The organism is Shinella zoogloeoides (genome assembly GCF_022682305.1).
GTDB classification, from domain to species: domain Bacteria; phylum Pseudomonadota; class Alphaproteobacteria; order Rhizobiales; family Rhizobiaceae; genus Shinella; species Shinella zoogloeoides_B.
Genome location: NZ_CP093530.1, coordinates 78,861 through 102,790 on the forward strand (window position 1 = coordinate 78,861; position 23,930 = coordinate 102,790).

The 23,930-nt window shown below is 61.3% G+C and carries 20 protein-coding genes and 1 pseudogene; 5 read left to right on the forward strand and 16 right to left on the reverse strand.

The window, feature by feature from the left end; all coding sequences use genetic code 11:
- Window positions 1-26 precede the first annotated feature (26 nt).
- From MOE34_RS23765 to MOE34_RS23785, 5 genes are all read right to left on the reverse strand, one after another.
- Window positions 27-1,262, reverse strand: a complete 1,236-nt coding sequence (locus MOE34_RS23765) for a CapA family protein (protein WP_242224954.1) — start codon at window positions 1,260-1,262, stop codon at window positions 27-29.
- 90 nt (window positions 1,263-1,352) lie between these two features.
- A complete protein-coding gene (locus MOE34_RS23770; RefSeq protein ID WP_242224956.1) occupies window positions 1,353-2,987 on the reverse strand; it encodes a dipeptide ABC transporter ATP-binding protein in 1,635 nt (544 codons plus the stop codon).
- On the reverse strand, window positions 2,977-3,858 hold the full coding sequence (locus tag MOE34_RS23775) for an ABC transporter permease (protein WP_242224957.1): 882 nt from the start codon (window positions 3,856-3,858) through the stop codon (window positions 2,977-2,979). Before MOE34_RS23775 ends, MOE34_RS23770 begins: the two co-directional genes overlap by 11 nt.
- A gap of 11 nt (window positions 3,859-3,869) precedes the next feature.
- Window positions 3,870-4,841 (reverse strand): ABC transporter permease, encoded by a 972-nt coding sequence (locus tag MOE34_RS23780; protein WP_242224959.1) that lies wholly within the window; start codon window positions 4,839-4,841, stop codon window positions 3,870-3,872.
- A gap of 11 nt (window positions 4,842-4,852) precedes the next feature.
- Window positions 4,853-6,445 (reverse strand): ABC transporter substrate-binding protein, encoded by a 1,593-nt coding sequence (locus MOE34_RS23785; protein ID WP_242224961.1) that lies wholly within the window; start codon window positions 6,443-6,445, stop codon window positions 4,853-4,855.
- A gap of 373 nt (window positions 6,446-6,818) precedes the next feature.
- On the opposite strand from MOE34_RS23785, the gene MOE34_RS23790 reads away from it, so the two are divergent.
- The gene (locus tag MOE34_RS23790) at window positions 6,819-7,046 is read left to right on the forward strand and encodes a helix-turn-helix transcriptional regulator (RefSeq protein WP_242225027.1); all 228 of its coding nucleotides are present in this window, start codon (window positions 6,819-6,821) and stop codon (window positions 7,044-7,046) included.
- Window positions 7,047-7,095: 49 nt separating this feature from the next.
- On the opposite strand, the gene MOE34_RS23795 is transcribed toward MOE34_RS23790, so the two are convergent.
- From MOE34_RS23795 to MOE34_RS23820, 6 genes and pseudogenes are all read right to left on the reverse strand, one after another.
- Window positions 7,096-8,331, reverse strand: coding sequence for a hypothetical protein (locus MOE34_RS23795; RefSeq protein WP_242225029.1), 1,236 nt, complete (start codon window positions 8,329-8,331; stop codon window positions 7,096-7,098).
- Between the two features lie 181 nt (window positions 8,332-8,512).
- A pseudogene (locus MOE34_RS23800) lies at window positions 8,513-9,586 on the reverse strand (class I SAM-dependent methyltransferase).
- A gap of 211 nt (window positions 9,587-9,797) precedes the next feature.
- Window positions 9,798-10,529, reverse strand: a complete 732-nt coding sequence (locus MOE34_RS23805; protein ID WP_064334794.1) for a helix-turn-helix transcriptional regulator — start codon at window positions 10,527-10,529, stop codon at window positions 9,798-9,800.
- A gap of 258 nt (window positions 10,530-10,787) precedes the next feature.
- Window positions 10,788-12,203 carry an amidase gene (locus tag MOE34_RS23810; RefSeq protein WP_064334795.1) on the reverse strand — a complete coding sequence of 472 codons (1,416 nt, stop codon included), beginning with the start codon at window positions 12,201-12,203 and terminating at the stop codon, window positions 10,788-10,790.
- 580 nt (window positions 12,204-12,783) lie between these two features.
- Complete coding sequence (locus MOE34_RS23815; protein ID WP_242225031.1) at window positions 12,784-13,932, reverse strand: FAD-dependent oxidoreductase; 1,149 nt, start codon at window positions 13,930-13,932, stop codon at window positions 12,784-12,786.
- Between the two features lie 93 nt (window positions 13,933-14,025).
- Entirely contained in the window at window positions 14,026-14,541 is a 516-nt protein-coding gene (locus tag MOE34_RS23820; protein ID WP_064334796.1) for a copper chaperone PCu(A)C, read from the reverse strand.
- Window positions 14,542-14,725: 184 nt separating this feature from the next.
- Here MOE34_RS23820 and MOE34_RS23825 point away from each other — a divergent pair, with 184 nt between their 5' ends.
- The gene (locus MOE34_RS23825) at window positions 14,726-15,655 is read left to right on the forward strand and encodes a cation diffusion facilitator family transporter (protein WP_064334797.1); all 930 of its coding nucleotides are present in this window, start codon (window positions 14,726-14,728) and stop codon (window positions 15,653-15,655) included.
- Window positions 15,656-15,668: 13 nt separating this feature from the next.
- Here the strand turns inward: MOE34_RS23825 and MOE34_RS23830 are convergent, their stop codons facing one another.
- From MOE34_RS23830 to MOE34_RS23850, 5 genes are all read right to left on the reverse strand, one after another.
- Window positions 15,669-16,856, reverse strand: coding sequence for a DUF882 domain-containing protein (locus MOE34_RS23830; protein WP_371328653.1), 1,188 nt, complete (start codon window positions 16,854-16,856; stop codon window positions 15,669-15,671).
- Between the two features lie 214 nt (window positions 16,857-17,070).
- Window positions 17,071-18,126, reverse strand: coding sequence for a flavin-containing monooxygenase (locus tag MOE34_RS23835; RefSeq protein WP_242224962.1), 1,056 nt, complete (start codon window positions 18,124-18,126; stop codon window positions 17,071-17,073).
- An 11-nt stretch (window positions 18,127-18,137) separates the two neighbouring features.
- Window positions 18,138-18,767, reverse strand: coding sequence for a L,D-transpeptidase (locus tag MOE34_RS23840; protein ID WP_084438751.1), 630 nt, complete (start codon window positions 18,765-18,767; stop codon window positions 18,138-18,140).
- A 141-nt stretch (window positions 18,768-18,908) separates the two neighbouring features.
- Entirely contained in the window at window positions 18,909-19,217 is a 309-nt protein-coding gene (locus MOE34_RS23845; protein ID WP_242224964.1) for a hypothetical protein, read from the reverse strand.
- A 247-nt stretch (window positions 19,218-19,464) separates the two neighbouring features.
- Entirely contained in the window at window positions 19,465-20,394 is a 930-nt protein-coding gene (locus MOE34_RS23850; protein WP_064334800.1) for a LysR substrate-binding domain-containing protein, read from the reverse strand.
- An 86-nt stretch (window positions 20,395-20,480) separates the two neighbouring features.
- Here MOE34_RS23850 and metC point away from each other — a divergent pair, with 86 nt between their 5' ends.
- From metC to MOE34_RS23865, 3 genes are all read left to right on the forward strand, one after another.
- Window positions 20,481-21,707: a cystathionine beta-lyase gene (metC, locus tag MOE34_RS23855; protein ID WP_242224967.1), complete on the forward strand. Its 1,227-nt coding sequence runs from the start codon at window positions 20,481-20,483 to the stop codon at window positions 21,705-21,707.
- Window positions 21,704-22,726 carry a transporter substrate-binding domain-containing protein gene (locus MOE34_RS23860; protein ID WP_064334802.1) on the forward strand — a complete coding sequence of 341 codons (1,023 nt, stop codon included), beginning with the start codon at window positions 21,704-21,706 and terminating at the stop codon, window positions 22,724-22,726. Before metC ends, MOE34_RS23860 begins: the two co-directional genes overlap by 4 nt.
- Window positions 22,727-22,787: 61 nt before the next feature.
- Window positions 22,788-23,930 carry an amino acid ABC transporter permease gene (locus tag MOE34_RS23865; RefSeq protein WP_064334840.1) on the forward strand — a complete coding sequence of 381 codons (1,143 nt, stop codon included), beginning with the start codon at window positions 22,788-22,790 and terminating at the stop codon, window positions 23,928-23,930.

Here is a 23,930-nt window from a genome sequence, read left to right on the forward strand (position 1 = left end):
CCCAGATATGGTTGATTGGCAGAGGGTTAGATGCGAATGCGCGCTGTGTCGTCCAAAATCTCAATGTCCACGCCGAATTTTCCGCAGTGCTCCCGAAATCGCTGGAGAATCCTTTCCGCGTCGTGACCGTGGGCAAGCTCTGGTGCGAGGCGCTCTTCCAAAGCTTCGCTTTTCAAGGCTTCTGCGCCACCGATGACGACCGGGTGAAATGACAAACCGGCCAACTGGCCATTGTCGTCGAACGAGCACAGGCCAATCACACTCTCCCATACTTCACGCGCCCGCCATTTCGATTTCACGGATTTCACATGGAAAATGAAGTTGCCGAGACTGTAGAAGATCGGCCGCCCGCGGTAGATTTCGACCGGCTGAAGGACGGGAGCGCCATGGCTCACGAACATCACCGCCCCCGCGTCGATGCATTTCTTCGCAACGGCACCCACCCATTCAGCCACCTGATACCAGTCCGCGGCCCAGTGATGGTGGTGCAGGTAGGCGATGACAAGGCACCCTTCTTCGGCCGCTGACGCGATCGTGGCGAGATTTCGGGAGAGGGAGTCTTCGTCGATTTTGACGTTTCGGCCGAACCGGTCGGAACGCCTGAATATCGCGCGAGCGATGCTCAGCTCAGTCTCTGGATCGACATGCGGCGTGTCGTCAGGCTGGCTGTCATTGGCGAGGTCCATCGCTGTGTAGCCAACATTGTCACGGACCGTGCGCAACTGCTCGAAAGCGTCGGCGTCGACATCGATCACCTTCGACAACTTCAGCCGGTTAACGCCGGGGCGTTCAGGGCGACCGATGGAAGCATCCGCGGCGTACATGAAGTCAGGCCCCGGTCCCCCGTCCATGGCGACAAGGGCCACCTTCCGCCTGCCAACCGAACCCTTCGCTGCGCGGGACGCCGCCGTCCGGTTGCGCCCGATGCCGGCGTGAAGGAAGCCGCGCCTTTCTACCTCCTCCAGGGTGGAAAGGACGCCGGAGGGGCCGAGGTCGAATGCATGATTGTTCGACAACGCAAGCCCTTGAAAGCCAAGCGCCTGCAATGCGTCCAGAACATTAGGCTGGCTGCAGCCGAATACCGCGCCTTTGAGCGGCCATCCTCCGTGGCTGCCGAGTATCGTGCTTTCGAAGTTCGTGAAGGAGAAGTCGGCTCGCCGTAGCACCTCCTGGACCTCCCGGAATCCTGCTGTGTTGATGTCGCGGGTATCGTGTTTGATGAGAGATTGACCGGTAACGGCGATTGTGAACGTGTTTATCATGTCAGACCTTTCGTCGCTGCGCATGGGCGCCGCGTGCAGGTGGATGGAACGAAGTTGGGGGATGCCCGACTTTCCGCGGCATTGCCGAAGTCAGTGCGTGAAACGCTTTGGCCGTGCGTCAATCAGGCTGCGTGTGTACGGGTTTTGCGAGCGTGAGAAGATGAACTCGGAGGGACCGGCATCTTCCACTTCGCCATCCTTGAAGATGTAGATTGAACTGCAAAGCGCCTGCACAAGCGCCAGATCGTGCGAGATGAAGAGCATCGAAATCCCTCGCTCCGCCACATTCTCCTTGAGAAGCGCGACAATCTCCGCTTGCACGGATACGTCGAGTGCTGACGTGGGTTCATCGGCAACGATGATCCGCGGGCCGGCGAGAAGGGCGCGTGCGATGCAGATGCGCTGCTTCTGTCCCCCCGACAGTTGGTGCGGATATCGGCCGAGAAGGTTATGGGCCAGTTGGAGGCGATCCATCATATTGACCACATCCTGCCTCGGGTCGCCCGATTGGCGGCTTCCGAACCGGACACTTTCCCGCAGCGTCTCTCCAATCGACATGCGTGGGTTTAGCGAGACCGCCGGATCCTGGAAGATCATCTGGACCTCACCGAGCAGACCGCTCCGATAGCCGGGCCGGGAGATGTCGAACCGCCTGCCGTCGATGTCGAGATTGCCGCTGCTGGCGGTCTCCAGCCCGGCGATGATCCGGCCGATCGTGCTCTTGCCGCTGCCGCTTTCGCCGACGATGCCGGTAATTGCGCCGCGCTCCAGCACCACCGAGACGTCGCGCAACGCCGATTTGCAGACGTTCCTCTTGAACCAGGCAAATCCGCCGGAGAAGGTCTTGGCGACGCCCCGGGCGGCGAGGATGGGCTGCGTATCGGTCTCGGCGACATGCTCCGCTGGATTGTCCGACAACCGCAATCTGGGAACGGCGGCGAGAAGGCTGCGGGTGTATGTGCGCTGTGGGGCGTCCAGTACCGATGCCGTGACGCCGTGTTCCACAACCTTGCCGTGGCGCAGGACGACCACTCGATCGGTTATATCGGAGACAACGCCCATATCGTGAGTGACAAGGATGATCGATACGCCGGTCTCGTCGACGAGTTCGCGCAGGAGCGCGAGGATTTGCTTTTGCACCGTCGCATCGAGGGCGGAGGTCGGTTCGTCGGCGATGATGATATCGGGTGCGCCGGCAAGCGCGATTGCGATCACAATGCGCTGGCGCTGTCCGCCTGAGAACTGGTGGGGGTAGTTGTCATACCGTTCACGTGCATCCGGGATGCCGACGCGAACAAGCAAATCGAGGGCCATATCCCGCGCTTCCTTGCGCAGGGTTTTGTCATTGTTGGCGAGGATAGCTTCTTCAACCTGGGGGCCGACGGCCATGAGCGGATCGAGCGATGCGGTGTGATCCTGGAAGATCGCGGATATCCGCCGTCCCCTGATTTCGGCCCATTGGTGTTCGTCCATTCCATCGAGCGTCTTGCCATCGAAGAGGATGGTGCCGGCCGTTCGCTCGAAATCTGCGGCAAGAAGACCAAGGATGGCGTTGCCAAGCGTCGACTTTCCCGCGCCGGACTCGCCGATCAGACCAAGGACTTCGCCGCGTTGCAGGCTGATGCTGACATCGTGAAGGATCGTCGTGGCGCCGGCTGGAGTGCGGTGTTTCAAGGTGAGATTGCTGACCATCAGCAAAGGATCACGCGTGTTGTCATGCGCCATGGGAACGCCTCCTGGGATCCAGCCGGCGCCGCAGGTCTTCGCCGACGAAGTTGATGCTTGCGATAAGACCGAACAGAGCAAGGCCCGGGAAAAGGCTGATCCAGTATTGGCCGGTCAGCAGGTACTGGAAGCCGTTTGCGACGGTGGAGCCGAGCGACGGCTTGTCGATCGGCACTCCGAGTCCGAGAAAGGAGAGGGTGGCTTCTAGCGCGACGGCATGGCCGAGTTCGATCGGGATCAGGGTGATGGCCGGGGCGATGCTGTTCGGAAGGAGGTGACGAAAGAGAATGCGATGGGTCGGCAGTCGCAGGAGCCGGGCCGCATCGAGATACGGCTTGCCGATCTCGCTGAGCGCCACCCCACGCGCAAGTCGGGCATAGGTTGCCCATTGCACGATGACGATTGCAAGGATGATGCGGTCGACGCCGGGACCGAGCGTGACGATCGCGATGAGGGCCACCAGGATGGTGGGCAGGCTTAGCTGGAGATCGACGATGCGCATGATAAGGGCGTCTGCCCACTTGCCGAAGTAAGCGGCGCTGACACCGAGCGTCAGCCCGATGAAGGCGGCAATCGCCGTGCTGGTGACCGCAACGAGAAGACTCAGGCGCAGGCCATAGAGTATGGTGCTGACGATATCGCGCCCAAGTCCGTCCGTTCCGAGCAGATAGGCGTAGCCAACGCCACTGACGGTTCCTGGTGGGGACGAAGCTTCCCACGCCTGGATCTGCAGCGGGTCATAAGGGTTTTGCGGCGCGATGAACGGTGCTGCGAGCGCCAGGAGAACGTAGGCGGCAAGCAGCAGCAATGAGAGGCTGACGCGGTGTTGCCACGGATACTTCCACAATGTGCGAAGTGTTTCGGCCTTCATGAGTTCCCCTTTCAAGCGGAAAGGCGCACGCGCGGATCGAGCGCGGCATAGGTGAGGTCAACGAGGGCGTTCAGCCCGACGAAGGCGACGGCGACGAAGGCTAGGGTTGCCATCACGACCGGCCGATCGAGAAGCTGGATGGAGTCGATCAGAAGCTTGCCGACGCCGGGCCAGGCGAAGATCGTTTCCACCACCACCGCGAAGGCCAGCATCCCGCCGAACTGCATGCCGACGATGGTCACGATGGGAATGCTGATGTTCGGCAGGGTATGCCGGAACAGGACCCGCCGCGCTGACAGGCCCTTTGCCCGGCAAAACCGGATGAAATCCTGGCTTTCCACCTCAATAGTGCCCGCCCGCGCCAGTCGCGCGATAAGCGCGATCTTCGGAATGGCAAGGGCGAGGGCAGGCAGCGCCAGATGGCTGAGACCGTCGAAGGTGAGAAAACTCCACTCCCGGCCGAGCAGCGAGACTGTCTCACCACGGCCGCTTGAGGGAAACCAGCCCATGGCGAGTGCGCCGAGGAGGATGAGCATCATGCTCAGCCAGAAGGAAGGGATGCTAAGCGCAAACACGCTCGCGTTCAGGACGATGCGGTCAAGCAATCCCCCTTGCCGCCGACCGGCCAGAAGCCCGAGCAGAGTGCCGCACGGTGCGGCAATCAGCATGGCCGTCGACGCGAGTTCGAACGTTGCCGGCAGCTTGCTCATGACAAGCGAAAAGGCCGGCAGATGGTAGATATAGGACGTCCCGAAATTTCCGGTGACGACGTTGCCCATGAACAGGAAATACTGCCACCAGAGCGGCTGATCGAGGCCGAGGGCAATCGTCGCGTTGCGGATGTCCTCGGCGGTGGCTGTTTCGATGTTGACGATGTTGAAGACGGGATTGCCCACGCTATGGATACCGGCAAAGCCGATCACCGACATGACGAGGAGGAGGAGGAAGGCTTGTGACAGCCTTCCAACGATGGTGGTCATCATGGCAGTCCCCCTCACTTACCCGAGGGTACGGCCTGCATCGCGGTCGTCCAGCCGCGCGGATGCACGGCATAGGAGCCGACCTTCTCGCCATGTCCGACGATCAGATGGAAATGGTAGAGCGGGATCATCGGATAATCTGCCATGACGAACTCCGTGGCTTCGGCGATCGCTGCATTCCGATCGGGGCCTTCATCCATGGCCATCGCCTTTGCCAGCATCTCGTCGAATGCCGGGTTCCGGTACTTACCGTAGTTGAGCGATCCCGTGCCCGCTTCGTTGTCGGAGGAGCCAAGGAGCGCTCCGAGGCAGAAGGTCACCGCCTCGCCGGAGCATCCGCCGTACCAGACCGGATAGTCGCCGTTGGACCGCTTGGTGGCGAATACCGAGAACGGCGCCACCTCGGGCTGAGCACTTACCCCGATCCTTGCCCAGTTCTGCGCGATAGCCTGCAGGGACTCGCCGTCACCGGGGTACCGGCCCGCCGGGCCGGCGAGCACCACCTTGAAGCCATCGGGATAACCGGCTTCAGCGAGAAGTGCCTTTGCCTTCTCATAGTCCGGGGGCGTCACCTTCAGGTTTGCCGACGTTCCGGCGAGGCCGGTCGGGAAAAGCTGGGAGGCCGCGGTGCCATAACCGAGCAGGATCCTGTCGGCGATGAAGGCGCGGTCGGTGGCCAGCGTCAGGGCCTGCCGCACACGCTTGTCCTGGAAGGGATTCTTGATCTCGCCACCCGCCTTGTCGGTCAGCCCAGGCGGCTTCTCTCCGCCGGTGTCGAACTGCAGGAAGTTCGAACGGGCGGCAGCGGCGCTTTCCACCTTCACGCCGCGCTGTTCGAGGCCCTCGACGTCGCGTGCCGGGATGGAGTCCGCAACGTCGACGTCGCCGGTCGCCAATGCTGCCACGCGTGCGGCAGGGCTTTCGATGACGCGGAAGGTGACGTTCGTCCAGGCCGGCGTTCCGCCCCAGTAGGCGTCGTTCCGCTCCAGGTTGAGCGTTTCACCTGATTGCCAGCTCTTGAACTTGTAAGGGCCCGTCCCGACCGGCCGCGCGCCGGCATTGAGATCCTCGGTCGTTGCGAAGCCATCCGCCTTGTGAGGCATGATGAAGATCGGGGTCATCAGAAGCGGCAGGGTGGGAATGTCACTCGTCGTCTCGATGACGACGGTCAAGGGGTCCGGCGCCGATACCGACTTGATTGCCTGCGTATACGACTGATAGCCGCCGCTCGGCGGCTTGAGGAAGTCCCGGATGCGCTCGATCGAGTAGATCACGTCCTGGGCCGTGAAAGGCGAGCCGTCGTGGAACTTGACGCCTTCGCGCAGCTTGAACTCCCACTGCGTTTCCGAGAGGCGCTTCCAGGATGTCGCGAGCCGCGGCACAGGGTTCATCTGTGCGTCCTGGGTCACGAGACGCTCGTAGATATGGGAAAGGAGGGAATTGTTCTCACCGAGATCGGCATAGTGCGGATCGAGTGTCATCAGCTTGAACTGCGTCCCGATGCGCAGATCTTCCGCCATGGCGGCGCTCTCGAGAAAGCCCGCCGATACGGTCGCGGCGAGTGCCGCGGCAAACACTGTCGAGCGGAATTGATGCAGAAATGGCATTGCGATGGTCCCTCCTTGGTTTTTTGCGCCCGGCCTGCCGAGATGAAGGGCTTCTTCACCACACGCGTTTCCGCTCCCGTTGAACGAATTCAGTCGTCGCAAAGGGCAGGTGGGCGAGGTTGTGATAGCTTTAGATCCGGCTTCTTATCTGCAGCGGCTGCATGAAGATGCGGACATTTGTGGAGAGGAGGTTTCCATGGATGATTGCAGGCAAAGTTCTGCTAATCTCAGAATCAGCCATGATCCGAGCTCCTACCAGCTTGATTATGGTCAGGTCAGATTGCGTGCTCCAACACGCCATCTGGCCGCTTGCATGATAAGACCTACAGGAAGAGCCCATGACATGCAACATAAATCACCATCGTATGGTGATATGAAGCCAATTCAGTGCAGATTGGCCCGCACAGCATTGGGCTGGGGAGTTGTCGACCTTGCCAAGGCAGCAGGGGTCTCAACGCAAACCGTAGTTCGGCTCGAGCGCGGGGAGGAGTTGCGCGAAACGACGCTCGCACGGATTCAAGCGGTACTTGAGGACGCAGGAATAGAGTTCATTCCCGCGGACGGCGGTGGTGTGGGCGTTCGCTTCCGAAACCCGTCCTGAGCTTTAATTGCCATCACGCAGTACCCAAAGGCCGGGATGCCGTGTCGCGTTACGGTCCTGACCACAGCCACTCGCTTGAGATGCGCTTGATTGTGCCATCATCGATATGCGCGGACATCTCGGCCCAGATGGGATCGGTTGTGAAGCTCGCTAGGTCGCCGCTGGCCTGCTCCAGCGTCAGGTTCGCGTACGTCGAAAGGAGAGGGGAGATTCCGCCCGCAGCTTCGATTTCCTGAAAAGGATCAGTATCGGCAGGCTTTAGAACGCGATGTCCCCATACGCCCGGCAGCTTGTCCCTCTCAAGTGCAGCGAGCAGTCCCGCGGCACCTGAAAGCCGGACGCCTATAGAGGCCAGATACCGCATAAGCGGAAGATACACTGTCTGCCGGCACCCACCGAGAGCTCTGACGCCTGGAAGGGTCGAAACCACCAGATAGGTCATGAACATCCCGGGCAGGATTGCACGCTCGCGAAGCGCAGCGGCTAGTCGTTTCGGAGTGAGGTTCACCTCGAAGCTCGGTGACCGCATGGACTTGAGTGCGCCGCCCTCCAGATGCAACGGGACCACCCTGTTTTTCTCGAGGCCCCAGAAGAGATCGGTGGTGCGGCGAACCCAGCCCGCCCATGGACCAGCGTTCAGGCGGTCGGTCTCTTCCAGGATCGACAGCGCGGCCATCACTCCATCGAAGAAGTGCGCCGACAGCCATGATTTCGTATCATCGAGATGATCCGCGATCAGGTCGGCCATATCGAAATCGTCAAGCTGCAGCAGTTTCGCCGGCGCCGCGAGCTTTCCGTGCCAAAGAGCCTGATTTCCCATTTTGATGGCCTCGGCGCCCGATGGAAATCCTGCGGCAGGGAGTTCGGCCAACAGGCGCGCGGCCGACGCATTCGGCGCGACCTCGTGCCTCGAATTCGAAAAAGCGTAGCGGTAGGGGCCATTTAGGCACCCGATGCTGCTTCCGATCAGGCGCTTGCGTGGGAGGCCGAAAACATTGAGGGTTTCTCCGCCTACCCTCAGCCACCCCGGTCCCTTCTTCGCGCTTTCCTTGAAAGCCGACGTCGAGACCGAGTAGGTGATGTGCCATTGCCGGCCATGCGACATGAGGCCGAGCAGGCTGAACATATGCGTATAGAATGCGTCCGGCTCGATCAGCAGCATTGCATGCGGCCCGGTCTGCATGACCGGCGCGGAAAGGACTTCGGCGCTTGCGCTGAGGGCATCTTCTTCGCCATATCCTGACCGGCGCGCAGCCCGCTCGACGCAGACGCGCAGCCGATCCATGGCATGCACGCGCACCTCATCTCCGCAAGAGAACGGCTCGACATCGTAAAGGGCCGTGGCGTAGGTAGCCAGCGGCTGCGCCCAGAAGGCGTCCAGATGTGGCAGCAGGTAGGAGAGACAGCGGCGTACATCGGCTACGCTGCAATGCTCCTTGAGATCAGCCGATACCTCAGAATCCATCTCAAGAACTCAACGACCGTCTCGGAGCGACAGCCGCCGTCGCGGTGGCACTACGCCAAGAGAGTTCCGGGCCGAGCGGATCGGATTCCGTGTCGATCACAACGAGAGGAAGAGGCTCGTAGCAGAACGCAGGCGGCATAGCCGGTTTCAGCATCAGCGAGATGAGTTCCAACAACGAGGCCCGCGAGTTGGAGGAAGCGATCATGTAGAAATTGCCGCTGTTCCAGGTCACCACGGAATAGCGGAAGAACGCCCTGAGCGCCGCAGTCGTGGTCGAGAGGTCCACCTGACAGGCCGTCATGGTGTTCAGAATCTCGGCCTTCTTTTCGGAGATATGCTCCTGCGAAAAATATCGGGCCTTGAACAGCTCATCCTTTTGGCGCTCCCGCTCAGCGTATACGGCATCATCTTCATGGGCGAGTTTCTGCACTTGCACCAGGACGCCGCCCTGCCGGATATGAGGGACGACGAACTCGAGCTGCTTTACGCGATCCTGATCGTACATCTGAAAGGTTGTATCTTCGAACAAGACATCAAAGCCGTCCCGGAAGGGGGAGAGATCTGAATCGCTCGCGTAGCGATCGTCATCGAGTTCGAAAAACGGCCCGAGAAAGAAATGTGCGTGCTCGCTTCCCCGTCTCGCGAGAAAAGCTTCGCGGTTGGCGGGCGTTGGACTGCAACAGAGCGTCTTGATGCGCCCTCAGCCAAGCGCCGCAAGGCTTCGTGCAAGGCAACCTGTGCCAGTGCCGAGCGTATAGATCGTCGTGGGCATCATGGCTCGAGCCCAGTTCTGCAGTGCGAACGAAAGGACAGCCGCCCCGAGACGGCATTCTTCTTCGAGCCGGTAAGGAATGCTGGCGTAATAGTGCTGGTCGAAAATTCCGAACAAGCGCGTATGCGTGTCCGCAAAGACAGCGCAGTCGAGATCGAAATCCATCAGGCTCAAGTCAGGCTGTGGCTGTGCAAGATCCGGCGCCCCACCTCGACCACTGGCCGTTCTTTCGAAGAAGGGGGCGAAGGACGTCAGCCGCGGGGCGTTTCGCCAGCGCTCTATTGTTTCCGGATCCACCGTCATCATCGCCTCCCATTGATCGACCGCCGACGCGAACCAACCAGGCGAGAGTTGAACCGCCTTTGCCCGCTCGCTACACGAGGGTCGATGCTGTTGCGGAACGACAATCTTCGGGGCGAGAGGAGGGGGGCGCAATCTATCGAAATCGCCAGATTGCCAGAGAGTGACGAGAAGATCGTCAAGGTGATGATTGGCCTAAAACGCTGCGATGTGCCTAGACGTCGACCAGTTCCAAGTAGCTCGCCTTGGCCACGGCATGGTAGCTAGTCGTGGCGCCTAGCTTCCGCCTGGCCGACCGCATATAGAGGTGAACCGCACTCTCCGAGATGCCCAGGATGACGGCAATCTGTTTATAGATCTTGCCGGACGCAAGAAGTTGGAGACATTGGCGTTCTCTCCTCGATAATTCTCGGACAAGAACGGGGCGGCGCAGCCCCGAGAGGGTGAGCACTTTCTCGTGGAGGTAGTGGGAGAGAATATGCAGGTCGTGGAGGTTTGCAGCGCAGAGGGCCAACCAGTCGCTACCTGACCAGTCGGAAGTAACCGAAAACAGGCAGCGCTCTCCGTTTGCGCCACGGATCGGGACGGTGAGGCCGTTCGGGCCTATCCCATAGGCCCGAGCTTCGTCGAACAGCCGGCGGACCCGTGAGGCTCTTTGGTCGAGCGTCGACCAGTCCACCGGGAGCAGTCCCCAGCGCGCAATATCGATAACAGGATCTATTGCAAGGTAGTCGTTGGCGAAATAGGTCGCGATCCATTCCTCTGGATAGGTGCTGCAGTAGTAGGGAGCCGCCGACGGGCCAGCGCCTCTCCGGACGACAAGGAATGTCATGTGCGACAAACCATAGCGAGTTCTGACCGCATGGAGTGCACCGGATAGCTCGCCAGGTTCCGACAGGGTCTGTAGCTCTCCGAGCGTGAGCGATAGGTACGAGCGATCATCCATTCGAAATGCGCACTCCTCTTCGTCCTAGCCGCGCCTGGGCCGCCTGAATACGATCAAGCCTTCTTCTTACCGGCGGTCTCATGTTCCTGAAACTGCCAAAAAGATGAGTTGAGTGATCAGTCCAAGTGATCCAGCAGCGCCCGGCCGTGCGGAAACGGGCGTGTGGCTTTTCGCCGCGGCGAGCCCACCTGGGGCCAAGATCCCGCGAGAGATGTCAGTGCTGCTGGCGCCGTCGAGACGAGCAGCGTTCCCTTTGTCCTAGGTAGATCGCGCCCGAACTGTGTCGACCATGGGCGCCTTATGGTGCCAACCCGTCACCAACTGGAATGCATGGCCGATTCTGAGGGCCAGATCTTCGGCAAAGCTCTTGCAGACGATTTGTAGCGATGTCGGAAGTCCATTACGGGTGTATCCGTTCGGAACTGCTAACGCGCACATATCGAACGTATTCACAAACTTGGTGAACCGTGACGCTGCGTAGGATTCGTCAAGGTCGTGAAGTGTGCGTGCCGGCGTCTCGGTCGTCGGCGTCAAAAGCGCGTCCACGTCAATCATCGCTGCTTGCATTTCCTGCCCCAGTTTTTCTCGTTGACACATTGCCACGAGATAGTCCTGGGCAGAGAGATTTCGCCCCGACAGGATTCGTTCACGAACAAGGTCACCGAGCGCTGTGGTTGGGTCATTTGCAAGATGACCGAACAACGCATATGCCTCGGCTTTTGTGATTGCAGCTTGAGGGGAAAAGCAGGCGTTGAATCGGAATGGCAACGGTAGGTCGATGATATCGGCGCCAAGCTTCGCAAGGCACTCCAACGATGCATCGTATGCAGCGAGAACCTCTTCGTCGACGCCCTCTCTTTCATCTCGATCTATGCGGGCAAGCCGAAGACCCTCAACCCCTCCCTTGAGGCCAGCCAGCACATCGCTTCTAGGGGTGCCCCACGTTGCACGATCAAGCGGGTCGATCCCCTCGAGAAGGGAGTACAGCAGGGCGGTGTCCTCAGCAGTCCGGGCCATTGGTCCCGCTGTGTCGAGCGTCGGGCTCAGCGGCATAACTCCATACGAGCTGATGCGCCCAGACGTCACCTTCAAACCCGTGATGCCACAGAATGCCGCTGGAAGCCTGACCGAGCCGCCCGTGTCGGTTCCAATCGCCCAAGGCGACATACGCGCCGCAACCGCGACACCGGAACCGCTACTCGATCCCCCCGGCGTTCTTGCTGTCGCTTGATCCCAAGGATTCCAAGGCGTACCCATGTGCTGGTTTGTGCCCCAGCCACCCATTGCAAACTCCACCGTTTGGGTCTTGCCAAGGAAGATCATGCCTCTGTTTAGAAGGCGGCGTGCAATGGTCGCCGTTCGGTCTGAACGTCTGTTCCGCCACTCAGCAGAACCTCCCGTTGTGATCCTTCCTTCGATCTCGATTAAATCCTTTAACGCGATAGGCACGCCGTGCCATGGGCCTATCGCACGCCCCTGACGAATGGCGCGATCAGCAGAAGCAGCTACCTTTCGCGCCTCATCTCCATAAACATCTACGAACGCGTGCAACTTTCCATCCAGCGATGCGATCCGAGAAAGAAACGCATCTACAGCCTCTGCGGATGACAGCTCTCCCGACGAGATCTGTCTCGATAACTCCGCAGCTGTCAGTTCTGCTGGGTCGCTTGTCATTTTGGAAGCTTGAGTCCTCTGTTCTCCGTGGATAGACGGAAAGATATGCCGGGTCATCTTGACTAGGTGAACTCACGTTCGAGCGGGGAGATATGGGAGTGCCAGCCGATATCTGGGTGAGAAAACAGGTTCGCCATGTGAAGGCGGAGGTGGTCACGCCGCCATCCTTAGAGTAGATAATGAAGCTTGTTGGCTTGATCGCCAAGCCTACCATAATCGCAATTCGGTTCTTGGGTGTTGTGCTGAGAAGATTTATTTTTGCCGTACTTTTCGCGTTGGTGGGCATCTCAGTGGTGTTCAGTGTGATCGGCGTCCTGGCGGTCTGGAACCCGATGGAGTTGTTCTAGCCGGCTTCTCATTGGACGCTAGTCGCGCCAAGCTTTGATGATGAACACTGTGGGACAAGACACCCTGACGCGCGTTTCGTGCAAAACTTGTGTGCTCTCGACGCGCTCTCGTGCATCGATGAACCCGACCAATCTGGGAGAAGTGTGCGCGGCCTAAGAGACCTCGGGACGGGCGGTCGACGCCGAAATTCAATCTAGCCGATGTCATCGGAGTCGATGATCGTTGATTGCGCTCAGCTGCGAATATGTTCGGGACGAAACCCGATCCCGATCAGCCGTCCCGTCAGATGCGGCAGGACCCGGGAGCGTGCGATGAACCGCAGGAAGGCCGGCGGCCGTTTTGGCTGGGACGCGTCGGCCGCGGGACCGCGCTTGCGACGCATCATCAGCTGGACCTTCTGCGTCGCCTTCGTCGGGAATGCGCGACGCTTCTGAACCGCGGCAAGATGCCCAGAGGAGCACGTCCCGTCCTTCAGCGGCCCGGCAAGGATGTTTGCGGCGGCGACGGCGTCCTGCACCGCGAGGTTGACCCCGACGCCGCCGATCGGCGACATCGCGTGGGCGGCATCGCCGATGCAGAGCAGGCCCGGCTTCCACCAGCGCCTCGCGCGGTCCATGCGAACCCGCAGCAGGTGAACGTCCGGCCAGCCGGCGATCTCCTCGAACCGTTCGAGGGGGAGGGGCGCAACAGCCGCCAGCCGTTTCCGCAGTTCCGAAAGCCCGTCGCCTTTCACGTCTTCGGAGCGTCCCTTGCCGATGACGAAGCCGATCTGCCAGTAGTCGCCGCGGTCGATCATGACGAGCCCTTGGGAAGGGCCGGCATGGCCCGTCGGCATCGCCGGATCGTCCGGCCGGCGGGAAACCCGCATCCACAGCACATCGACATTCGAGCCGAGGTCCTCGATCTCAAGGCCGGCCTCGCGCCGGACGATCGATTCCCGTCCATCGGCACCGACGGTCAACGACGCGCGGATCGTCTTCTCGTTCCCCTTCTCGATGATCCGGACACCCTGCACCGCACCGTGCTCTTCCACGAGGCCCATGACCTGGCAACCCATGAGAAGGCAAAAGCCGGGATAGGCGGCGGCCTTGCGGGCGAGGAAGTCGAGAAAATCCCACTGCGGCATGAAGGCAATGAACTTGCAGCGGGTCGGCAGCCGGGAGAAATCGGCGATCTTTGCCGTCCGGCCGTCGATCTCGGCGTAGAGGGCGGGGGCCTGCTGATGCGGCAGGGCAAGGAATTCGTCGAGCAGCCCGAGTTCGGCCATGACCTCGAGGGTCGAGGGATGGATGGTGTCGCCACGGAAATCCCGGAGGAAATCGTCATGCTTTTCGATCACCGTCACGGGAACGCCGGCGCGCGCCAGAAGCAGCCCCAGCATGAGACCGGCAGGGCCGGCGCCGACAATGCAGCAACTCTGTTGGCTCAACGGGTGTTTGCTCCTTCTCGACTCTGCTGCCGCCAACAAGACGATTCAACCCGGATCGGCTTCGACCTGACCGTGATGGTGCCTGACGAGTTCGCCACGGGAGCTGACGATCTTGGCGATCACCTCCAGTTTCGTGCCGTCGTCGAAGGTCAGCGTCAAGCGGTCGGCCTGGCGCCCCGTCATGTCGGAGACTGGATCCCCAAGAAGGAGCCGAATGCCATTTGGCTGCATTCTCAACTCGGCATGAGCGGGGATCGGAACGAAATCCTCGAAGCGGCGCTGCTCGGAAACATCATCGGCGGGTTGTGACGACAGCGTCGAAACCGATCGAAAGGTCTCGCTTGCGACAGACGACAGACGCATCTCGCCGTCCGTCCCGTTCCAGATCGTGAGGAACCCCTTGGTCTGACCGCTTTGTTGATCCACAACGAGGAGTTCGGCGTGCTCGACCAGCAAGGCGCGAGGCGGATTATCATGGAGAGACAAATCGTCCGAAGCGCCGGCGGCGAAAGCCGGCAGCGTGGTTGCAAACATTGTCGCAGCGCAGGCGATCATGCGCATGGCCCAGGTTCTCCGACTTTTGATCCGGATGTTGTCTTACCAGAATTCTCGCCGGAATAATGACGCACTGTCCTTCACAAATGCGGCATATGGACACCGGACCATCTACATGGATGATTGACGTTCGCCCGCTACCGCACCAGTTTCCAAGCAGTCGCGATAAAGCTGGTAGCGAGGGCGCAAGATGATGAGCAGCGAGCCGGGGCATGCGCATTCCGATGGAGATCACGACCACCAACACGGAGCCGAGGTGACGCAATCGAACGAGCGCCGGATCAGGCTCGTGTTCATCCTGACCGCCGGTTATGCGCTGGTGCAGGCAATTGGTGGCTGGCTTGCAGGTTCTCTTGCGCTGATCGCGGACGCCGGACACATGGTCTCGGATTCGGCAGCCTTGCTGCTTGCGCTGGTGGCCTATCGTGTGGCGCGCTGGCCGATAGATGCGCAGCGGACCTACGGCTTTCACCGTGTCCGGGTCCTGGCTGCTCTCGCCAATGGCGCGACCCTGCTGCTGCTTGTCGCATGGATCGCCTGGGAAGCCGTGCAGCGCATCAACCAGCCCGCGGAGATCCTCGCCGGTCCGATGCTCGTTGTCGCGACCATCGGTCTCGTCGTGAACCTTATCGGCGCCTATGCGCTGTGGTCCGGCGACAGCGGTGACAGCAACCTGCGCGGCGCGCTCCTTCACGTCGTCGGCGACCTTCTCGGATCGGTCGGCGCCATTGCTGCGGCCATCGGCATCATGCTCACCGGATGGAGCATCCTTGACCCATTTCTCTCGGTGCTGGTCGCCGGCCTCGTCATCCGCTCGGCCTGGGGGTTGGTTTCCGATTCCATCCGCGTGCTCCTGCAGGCCACGCCGAAAGGCATTGTTGCCCATGAAATCGAAGCGGGCCTGCTGAATCTGCCGGGCATCGCCGAGGCGGGCCACTTCCATGCATGGACCTTGACGGACGAAAGCATCGTCGCGACCGTCCACGTCAGCCCTAAGGAGGGGATCGACCCATTGACCCTGCCGTCGGTCGTCGCGTCCTTTCTCAAGGAAGGGCACGGCATCGATCATGTCACGGTCCAGGTGGACCCGCGGGGCGCGCTTCTCGCCCGGCACGCGTGATCGTGCCCTTCAATCAGCCGTCTGATCCGAAGCGGTCTAGGTTGAAGGTGCTCGACGCATCAAGTGCCCGTGTTGTTTGCGAACCGCGTCGCGTATCGTCGACGCTTGCGACGGCACGCCGCAGGCTAGCCGGAAGCGTCAGCCGTTGAAGCGCCTCGGCCGGTGCAAGCGCCCAATCGAGCATCGCCTTGTCGGAAACCGTCCATGCGCTTGCCTGGTGAAGGTCAAGAAGGCCGGATTCGGCGACAGCGGGCTGGCGCAATACCCGCCCCGTGATGCCGAGGCCTCCCATGGCCTTGAACGTTGAGGAGGGAATGAAAGCGGAGGTGTTTACACTCACAACGCGTTCGATTTCAGCTGCTCGAAACGTGGGGAGCGGAGCGCTGATGGTCGCCAGGTCGAAGAACGCCGGTTGTTCGACGGTCATTTCGCCCGCGGCCTGCATCTCGAGCGCCTTTTCCGCGCGGCTTTTGCGTGTCGGCAGCAACGCGGTCACGAGACTGTTCGGCGAGGTGTCATCTTCGGACAGTGCAGCGCCGGCGGAGCTCGCGGCCATGATCGATTTCGAGCCGACGCGTCGCTTGTAGTCCGCCATGGCCACGTTGTAGCCGGGCAGGGGGCGACCATCGGCGGGAACGTGCAGTGTCTTGCCGTTCGGGAAGATGCGCACAAGCTCTTGACGCGACATCCGTGGCCAGGCGCGCACATTGCCGACATCGAGATGCACGAAGGGCGAGCCCGATTTCGGATAGTAGCCGACGCCGCCAACCTGCATTTGCATGGCGGTGGCCCTGAGCTTTGCCAGCTTCACGCCAGGGATGAAGAAGTCCATCGCCTTGCCGAGCGTGTGCTGGCTGTTCTTGGCGACGCCCGAACTGCGCGAACGACCGCGCAGCATATTGTTGGTGGCGGGGGAGCGGTAGGCGGAGACGATGTGGATGTAATCCTTCGCGCCGCTGCGCTGATAGACTTCCCAGACGAGGTCGAGCAGGCGAGGGTCCATGCGAGCAGGTTCGTTCCGGCGCCAGTCGCGCAGGAAGCGGTTGACCTGCGCGAGACCCTTCGGGTCGAACCTGCCGTCGCGCTTGAAGGTGATCGTCGCCCGCTCGCCGGTGTGGGTGAAGAACAGTTTCAGCGATCGATCTTCCGCGGCAGCCGTGGCAGCGGTCAGTGCGACGACAGAGGCGGCGGCGGCCGTGATGGTGGAGGCTTGCGCAACCCAGCGCGCAATCGTCTCGATTCCCTTGTCGGCAGCAGCGTGGAACAGGCGCGCCAGAAACGCAGTCACAGGATACTCAGACACAGCAGTTCCGATCCAAACGAGATACTTCACGGGGCGGCAGAGACGTCTCGCCGCAGATTGCTGGCGAGGATTATGGTCAACAAAGATTTAAGAAGCCGTTGATGCCTGGTGGTCATCGCTTGGCCCCTTGACGGTGTTGCCGGCGGACAATCTCCTCGACGATGCGCTCGGCATCCGGCCCGGCACCCATGACGAGAGCGGATGCCCTGTTTCGTTGCCACGGCCGGCCCACGAAGTAGAGCCCAGGCACAGCGGAAACGCCGTTGGTGTGCGAGAACGCACGATCCGGTCCTACGGCCGACGGAATCTCCACCCAACCCGTCTCATCGCGATAGCCGGTCGCCCAGATTACCGTTCGCACGGTGGCGGAGCTGCCGTCGGAAAACGTGGCCGTCTCGCCTGAGGCGGCGACAAGGCGTGGCACAAGCCGAACACCTGCCTGCGCCAGGTGTTTGTCGCCTTGCCCTCGGTCGGGAAAGGCATCGGCAGCGCGCACCTTGCGGCCGATCCATGACTCCGGCGAGGCGTTCAGAATGCCGAGCAAGCGGAGCCACCACCAGATCGACTTCCCGAACAGCCCTTCGGGGAACAGTTTTCGAGGCTTGCCGTGGGAAAGCATCACAGGTTGCAGGGTCCGGCATTCAAGTGCGATGTCACGACCGCTTGCGCCGTCTCCAACGACGAGGACCGGTCCATCGGGCACACCCGCAGGGTTCTGATAGGTTTGCGGCGTCAACTGCAGCACCTCAGATCCGAAGCCGCTAGAGATGGACGGGACTATCGGTTTCTGAAAACCCCCGGTCGCGACAATCACTTCACTCGCTTCGATTTTCTCGCCCGAGTCCGTTTCTGCGAGGAAGACCCGGTTCGCACGCGACAAGCGCGCGACCCGTGTTCCCGATCGCACCGGCAGGCTGAAACGCGCGGCGTAGTCTTCCAGGTAGACAGCAAACTCGTCGCGGCTCGGATATTGCTCCCGGTTGCCGGCAAGGGGCAGGCCTGGAAGGGCGCTGAACTGGCGTGGAGTGAACAGGGTCAGCGAAGCGTAGCGGCTGCGCCAGCTGTCGCCGACGCGCGGATGGGCGTCGACGATCAGGAAAGGCAGACCGGCCCTGCGCAGGTAGTACCCTGCGGCAAGGCCAGCCTGGCCGGCTCCGATGACAAGCACCTGCCGCGCCGTCACGAAACCACCACGACGCGTGTTCCTACCGGGACGCGCTCATAGAGGTCTTCGACGTGACCGTTGACCATCCGTATGCAACCATTCGAAACCGCCTTGCCGATCGTCCAGGGCTCGGTCGTGCCATGGATGCGATAGAGGGTGTCTCTGCCGTCTCGAAACAAATAGAGAGCCCTCGAGCCCAGCGGGTTCTTCGGCCCGCCGGGAACGCCGTCGGCATAGCGTGCATATTTCTTCGGATCACGCCGTATCATGTTGTCGGTCGGGCGCCAGCTTGGCCATTTCGCCTTCCGGCCGACAGTCGCCGTGCCGGAGAACGCCAGGCCCGCGCGCCCGACACCTACGCCATAGCGGCGGGCAAGGCCCCCTTCTTCGATGAGATAGAGAAAGCGATCCCTCGGTACGACGATGATGGTACCGGCCGTCTCCGGATAGGGAGATGTCACCAGTTGCGGCAGAAATCTCTCATCGATGTCGATCGTGCGTTTCCTGCCTTGCGCGAAGGCGAGCGCGGGTGAGGCAAGGAGAGCGACGGCGGCAAGGCCGAAGGTCCGTCGATCCAGAACCGGGGAAGCCGGCCGCTCCGCTGTTGGGGATTGTTCGGTATCGTGGTTTGAAAGTCGTCTCATGGAAGTGTTCCTTGGCACGGGCAGGGGTCGCTTGGCGGTCTGCAATCGGCTTTGAAATGGGAATGGTGGGTGAGCGGCCGAGCGTATGCCGCGGTCGCGTCACCGGAGACCGCATCGCGCACGCGTGCGTCCCCGGTTGGTTCAAGCCGAGCGAGGGGGAGGCAGAATCAGCCGGGCTGGAACTGACGATTGCGTGTCGAAAGCTTGATTGGGGCGAATCCGGCGGACCGGTGCGGCCACCGGCCAGAACCACGCGACCAGCCAGCTGCAGGCTTCGTGACAGGTCTCTAGGCTCGCCGGATGGTCAAGCTCTGAATCATCAGTGTCTATCGCCAAAAGGCTCACGCTGCTCTGTAACGGGTCGGACAGCGCGTGGCTGCGCGCCGCCACCGACGCCGCGGTGCTTGCTCCGACGACGAGCGACATAAGGAAGACAATGATCAACTTCATGAGGGCGCGGTGCATGTGCGTAATGCCCGGATCGCTGCATTTTCGAAGACCTATCTCACGGCATTATGCTTAACAGGCGATTACCGGTGTGTGCAGCGTGGAGGCGAAATTCCTGCCTTCGCGCACGACCCGTTGAAATCGCAAGTGATTTTGATCCCGCGCGTTTGATGTCATGACATCGGCAGGTGCCAATCACGATGGCATCCCGCGTTCGGCGTTTTGCGGCGGGTCGCACTCGGCAAAGGTTCTACATACTGACCGCTGTCTCGATAGTGCCGACCTTGATGCCGATGTCGTTGCGGGCGTCGTGCAGCGCGGCAATAAGCGTCTCGGCCCTTGTGGATTTAAGTCGATCCTTGCTCGTGAGGATGAGGGCGCGGAACGGGATCGCAGGGATGAAGGGGCGAGCGACAAGGCCACGGCTCTCAAACTGGCTGGCCTTGTAGGTCATTGCATTGGCGATGCCGATTCCGACGCCCTCCAGGGCCAGATTGCAGACGACCTCGGAATATTGCGTTTCGACGACAGTGCGGGTTTGCAGTTGCGCCTCTTCAAGGGTCCGTTCAATCCGTCTGCGCACCGTGTCGTCCGGAGACAGCGCGATGAACGGTTCGCCCTCCAAGTCCGCGGGCGTTACGTTTTCCCTTCCTGCCAGCCGATGACTGGCCGCCATGACGCAAACGGCCGGCGCGGACATGAAGGGTTGCACGGAGACGCGAGACGTGTCGATTTCGTCGGCGGTAAGACCGACATCCGCCTGGCCGGAAGCGACCATATCGCGCACGGCATTCGAGCCGGCAATCAGAAGTGTGACATGGCCGGTTCGGTCCCTGCTGCGATAGCGTTGGATAGCCTTCGGCGCGAACGAAAGCCCGAGCGCAGGGTAACATGCCAGGCGGAGTCCGCTGGCGCCGAACTCCCGGATCATCGCCGCACGCGCGCGCAGCTGGTCCATCCCGATGAAAGCCCGCTCGACCTCCTCGTGCAAGGCAATTGCCTCTGGCGTTGGTACGAGCCTGCCGCCGACCTGGCGGAATAGGGTCAGTCGCGTCGAGCGGGCAAGGCGGGCAACCGCCCGGCTGACGGCCGGCTGGCTGATGCCCAGGAACTCAGCGGCTCGCGATGTGCTTCCCATACGCATCACCGCGTCGAAGGCCTCGAGTTCTCCCAGGTGCATTATAACATCCGCGCATAAAGTGCCTATGGCTGAGACATTATCGCACATAGTGGCGATACGCTATATCTCGTTCAGGGAGTTTAGCCGTGAACCGAGAAACCAAACTGCTGCATGCCGGACCGATAAGCGATGAAGGGTTCAGGAGCCTTTCCGCGCCGGTCACGCGTGCCTCCACCATCGTCTTTCCGTCTTCCGACGCGTTCGAGCGCCGCTACGACCGGTTCTATGACGGTTATACCTATGGCCTGTACGGCACGCCGACGACCCGTACGCTTGAGGCACGGCTCGCCGAGTTGTACGACGCGGACCACTGCCTTTGCCTGCCGTCGGGCCAATCGGCGACCGCGCTCGCATTGACCTCCCTTTTGAAAGCAGGCGACCGCGTTCTCGTCACATCCGCCGCATATGGTTCGACACGCAGCTTCTGCCATGACACGCTTTCACGGTTCGGTGTCGAAACGGTTCTCTACGAGCCAGCCGCCGGAGCAGGCGTCGCTCGCCTGATCGACGAGCGCACGCGGGTGATCGTGGTGGAATCGCCCGGTTCCAACACTATCGAGATACAGGACATACCGGCGATCGCAGGCGCCGCCCGTGCGGCCGGAGCCTGCGTGCTCGCCGACAACACATGGGCGTCTGCGCTAAACTGCAACCCGCTTGATCTCGGTGCGGATCTTGTCATGGAAGCCTTGTCAAAACATGTGGGTGGGCATGCGGATCTTCTGCTCGGTGCCCTGGTCACACGCGATGAAGGATTGTACCGGCGGCTGAAAGACACCGGCAGGACCATGGGTCTCGGCATCTCGGCCGATGACGCCAGCCTCGCGCTGCGCGGGCTTCAGACGATGCCGCTGCGGTTGGAGCGGGAGGGGATATCCGCCTTGACGCTCGCGCGCTGGCTCCAGTGCCGTTCAGAGATCGGCGATGTGCTGCATCCTGCCCTGCCGAACCACCCGGGCCATTCGATCTGGCGGCGTGATTTCCAGGGTGCCAGCGGCCTTTTCTCGGTGAGGCTGGCACCACCGTTCCAAGCCAATGTCTCCGCTTTCGTGGACTCGCTCAAGGTCTTCCGTATCGGTGCAAGCTGGGGAAGCACGCAAAGCATCGTCACGCCTCAACTGGATGTATCCGCGAACCAGGCATTGCCTGTTCCGGGCAGCAACAGGATCGTCCGTTTCTCGGTCGGTCTAGAGCCGGTCGAGGACCTGCAGGCGGATATCGAGGCGGCCCTGAATGCCTTGGTCGCGGATGTGGTGCACGAGCACTGGATTGATGAAGAGGGAACAATCACAACAAGAGGAAGAGAACGATGAAGTACGCAATTCTGCTGACCAGCGCCATCGCTGCTGCTATACTTTCCGGCGAGCCGGTTCACGCCCAATCCATCGTCGACAAGGTCCGGGAACGGGGATATGTGAGCTGCGGCGCCAGCCAGGGGGTGCCCGGCCTGTCACGCCCCGACGAAAAGGGAGAGTGGACCGGTTTCGACGTCGACAGTTGCCGAGCCGTTGCCGCCGCGGTGTTCGCGGACAGCAAAAAGGCACGGTTCGTTCCACTGAACGCGGCCCAGCGCCTGCCTGCCCTTCAGACGGGCGAGATCGATGTCCTGTCGCGGACGACGACATGGACCTACACACGCGACACCGCGGTCCGCTTCGTGGCGATCAACCTCGTCGACGGCGACGCCATCATGTTGAGCAAGGCGTTGAACGTCCAGAAAGCGGCTGACCTCGATGGGTTGACGATCTGCCTGCAGGGCGGTGGCAGCCTGGTCGAGAACGCGCTCGACACGATCGAGCAGGACAATGCCGTCAAGGTCCAACGCGTCTATTTCGATTCGACCATCCTGGCGCGGGATGCCTATTTCGGCGGACGTTGCGACGGCTATATGAGCGACGGCTTCGCCATTGCCGGCCAGCGTGCGTCTGTCGCTGGCAATCCGGAGGAGCATGCCATCTTCTATAGCGGCGCGACCACCGAGCCGCTCGCTCTAGCCATCCCCCGTGGTGACGACCGCTGGTTGGACATCGTGCGCTATGCGTTCAACGCCATGGTCTGGGCCGAAGATCGCGGCATCACCTCGCAGAATGTCGATGAAATCAAAACGACGAGCGGCGATGCAGAAACGCGCAAGGCGCTGGGGGCCGAACCCGGCATCGGCGAGCCGCTCGGTTTGGACGACGCTTGGATCTACAATGTCATCAAGCAGGTCGGAAACTACGGCGAAGTCTTTGACCGCAATCTTGGGGCACAGAGCGCGCTCAAGGCCGAGCGCCGTCTCAACGCCCTCCCGCGCGATGGCGGCATCCTATTCCCGATTGCGTTCAAGTAACCGAACCGGACCATTGCCCGGTCGCAGCGGCCGGGCAATGCATGCAGAGGAGATTCAGATCATGCTGCAGGATGCCCGCTTTCGTGCGGCTGCCGTTCAGCTGATGTTGTTGGCTGGCGTTGCGACCTTCGGGATCGCCTTGGTCTCCGCCACGGCGCAAAACCTTCAGCTTCGGGGCATACCCGTCGGTTTTGGCTTTCTCTGGAAACCGGCGAATTTTCAGATCGCGGAGACGATCCTTCCCTATTCGTCCTCCGATCCGAACTGGTGGGCGGCGGTCGTCGGCCTCGCCAACAGCCTGTTCATTTCAGTCCTCGTGATCGTCATCGCCAGCGTCATTGGCCTCTTCATCGGCATCGGGCGCCTGAGCAACAACCCCCTGATGAGCGGCCTTTGCCGTGGTTGGGTTGAGATCGCCCGCAACACGCCGCTCGTCGTCCTACTCATTTTCACCTACGCGCTTTGGTGGGAGGTTTTGCCTCTCGCTTCGCAAGCGTGGAAGCTGGGCCCCGGCACGCATCTTTCGGTGCGGGGACTTTCCATGCCGGCGCTTCACTGGTCGGCATCGGGGGTAATGCCGCTGGCATTCGTTGGCGCCGGCCTCCTGGGCGTGTTCACGGCATCCCGCGCCGCCCACAGGCGGCAGTCTCGTACGGGCCGGCGCCCGCCTTATGTCTTATGGGCATGGATTGCCGTGGCATCGGGCGTGGCCCTGCTTCTCATGCTCTATCGCAATGCGTTATCGATCGAGTTGCCCGAATTCCGCCGTGCAAACTTTGTCGGCGGCTGGTCGCTGACGCCCGAACTGACCTCCATCCTGATCGGCCTTACATTCTATACCGCGGGTTTCGTCGGGGAAATCGTTCGCGGGGGGATCGTCGCGGTACGCAGGGGACAGTGGGAAGCCGCCACTGCGTTGGGTTTAACTCGGGCGCAGACCTACCGGCTGGTCGTCTTGCCGCTTGCCCTGCGCAGCATCGTCCCTCCGATGAATAGCCAGTACATCAACGTCATCAAGAATTCGACCCTCGCGATCGTGGTCGGCTACCAGGATTTCATGACGGTCATGAGCACTATGATCAACAAGACCAGCCACGCGATCGAAGGCGTCGCGATGATCCTCGGCGTCTTTCTCCTCGTCAACCTCGCCCTGTCCGCGCTGCTCAACGCGTACAACCGGCGCATCGCCATCGTGGAGCGTTGA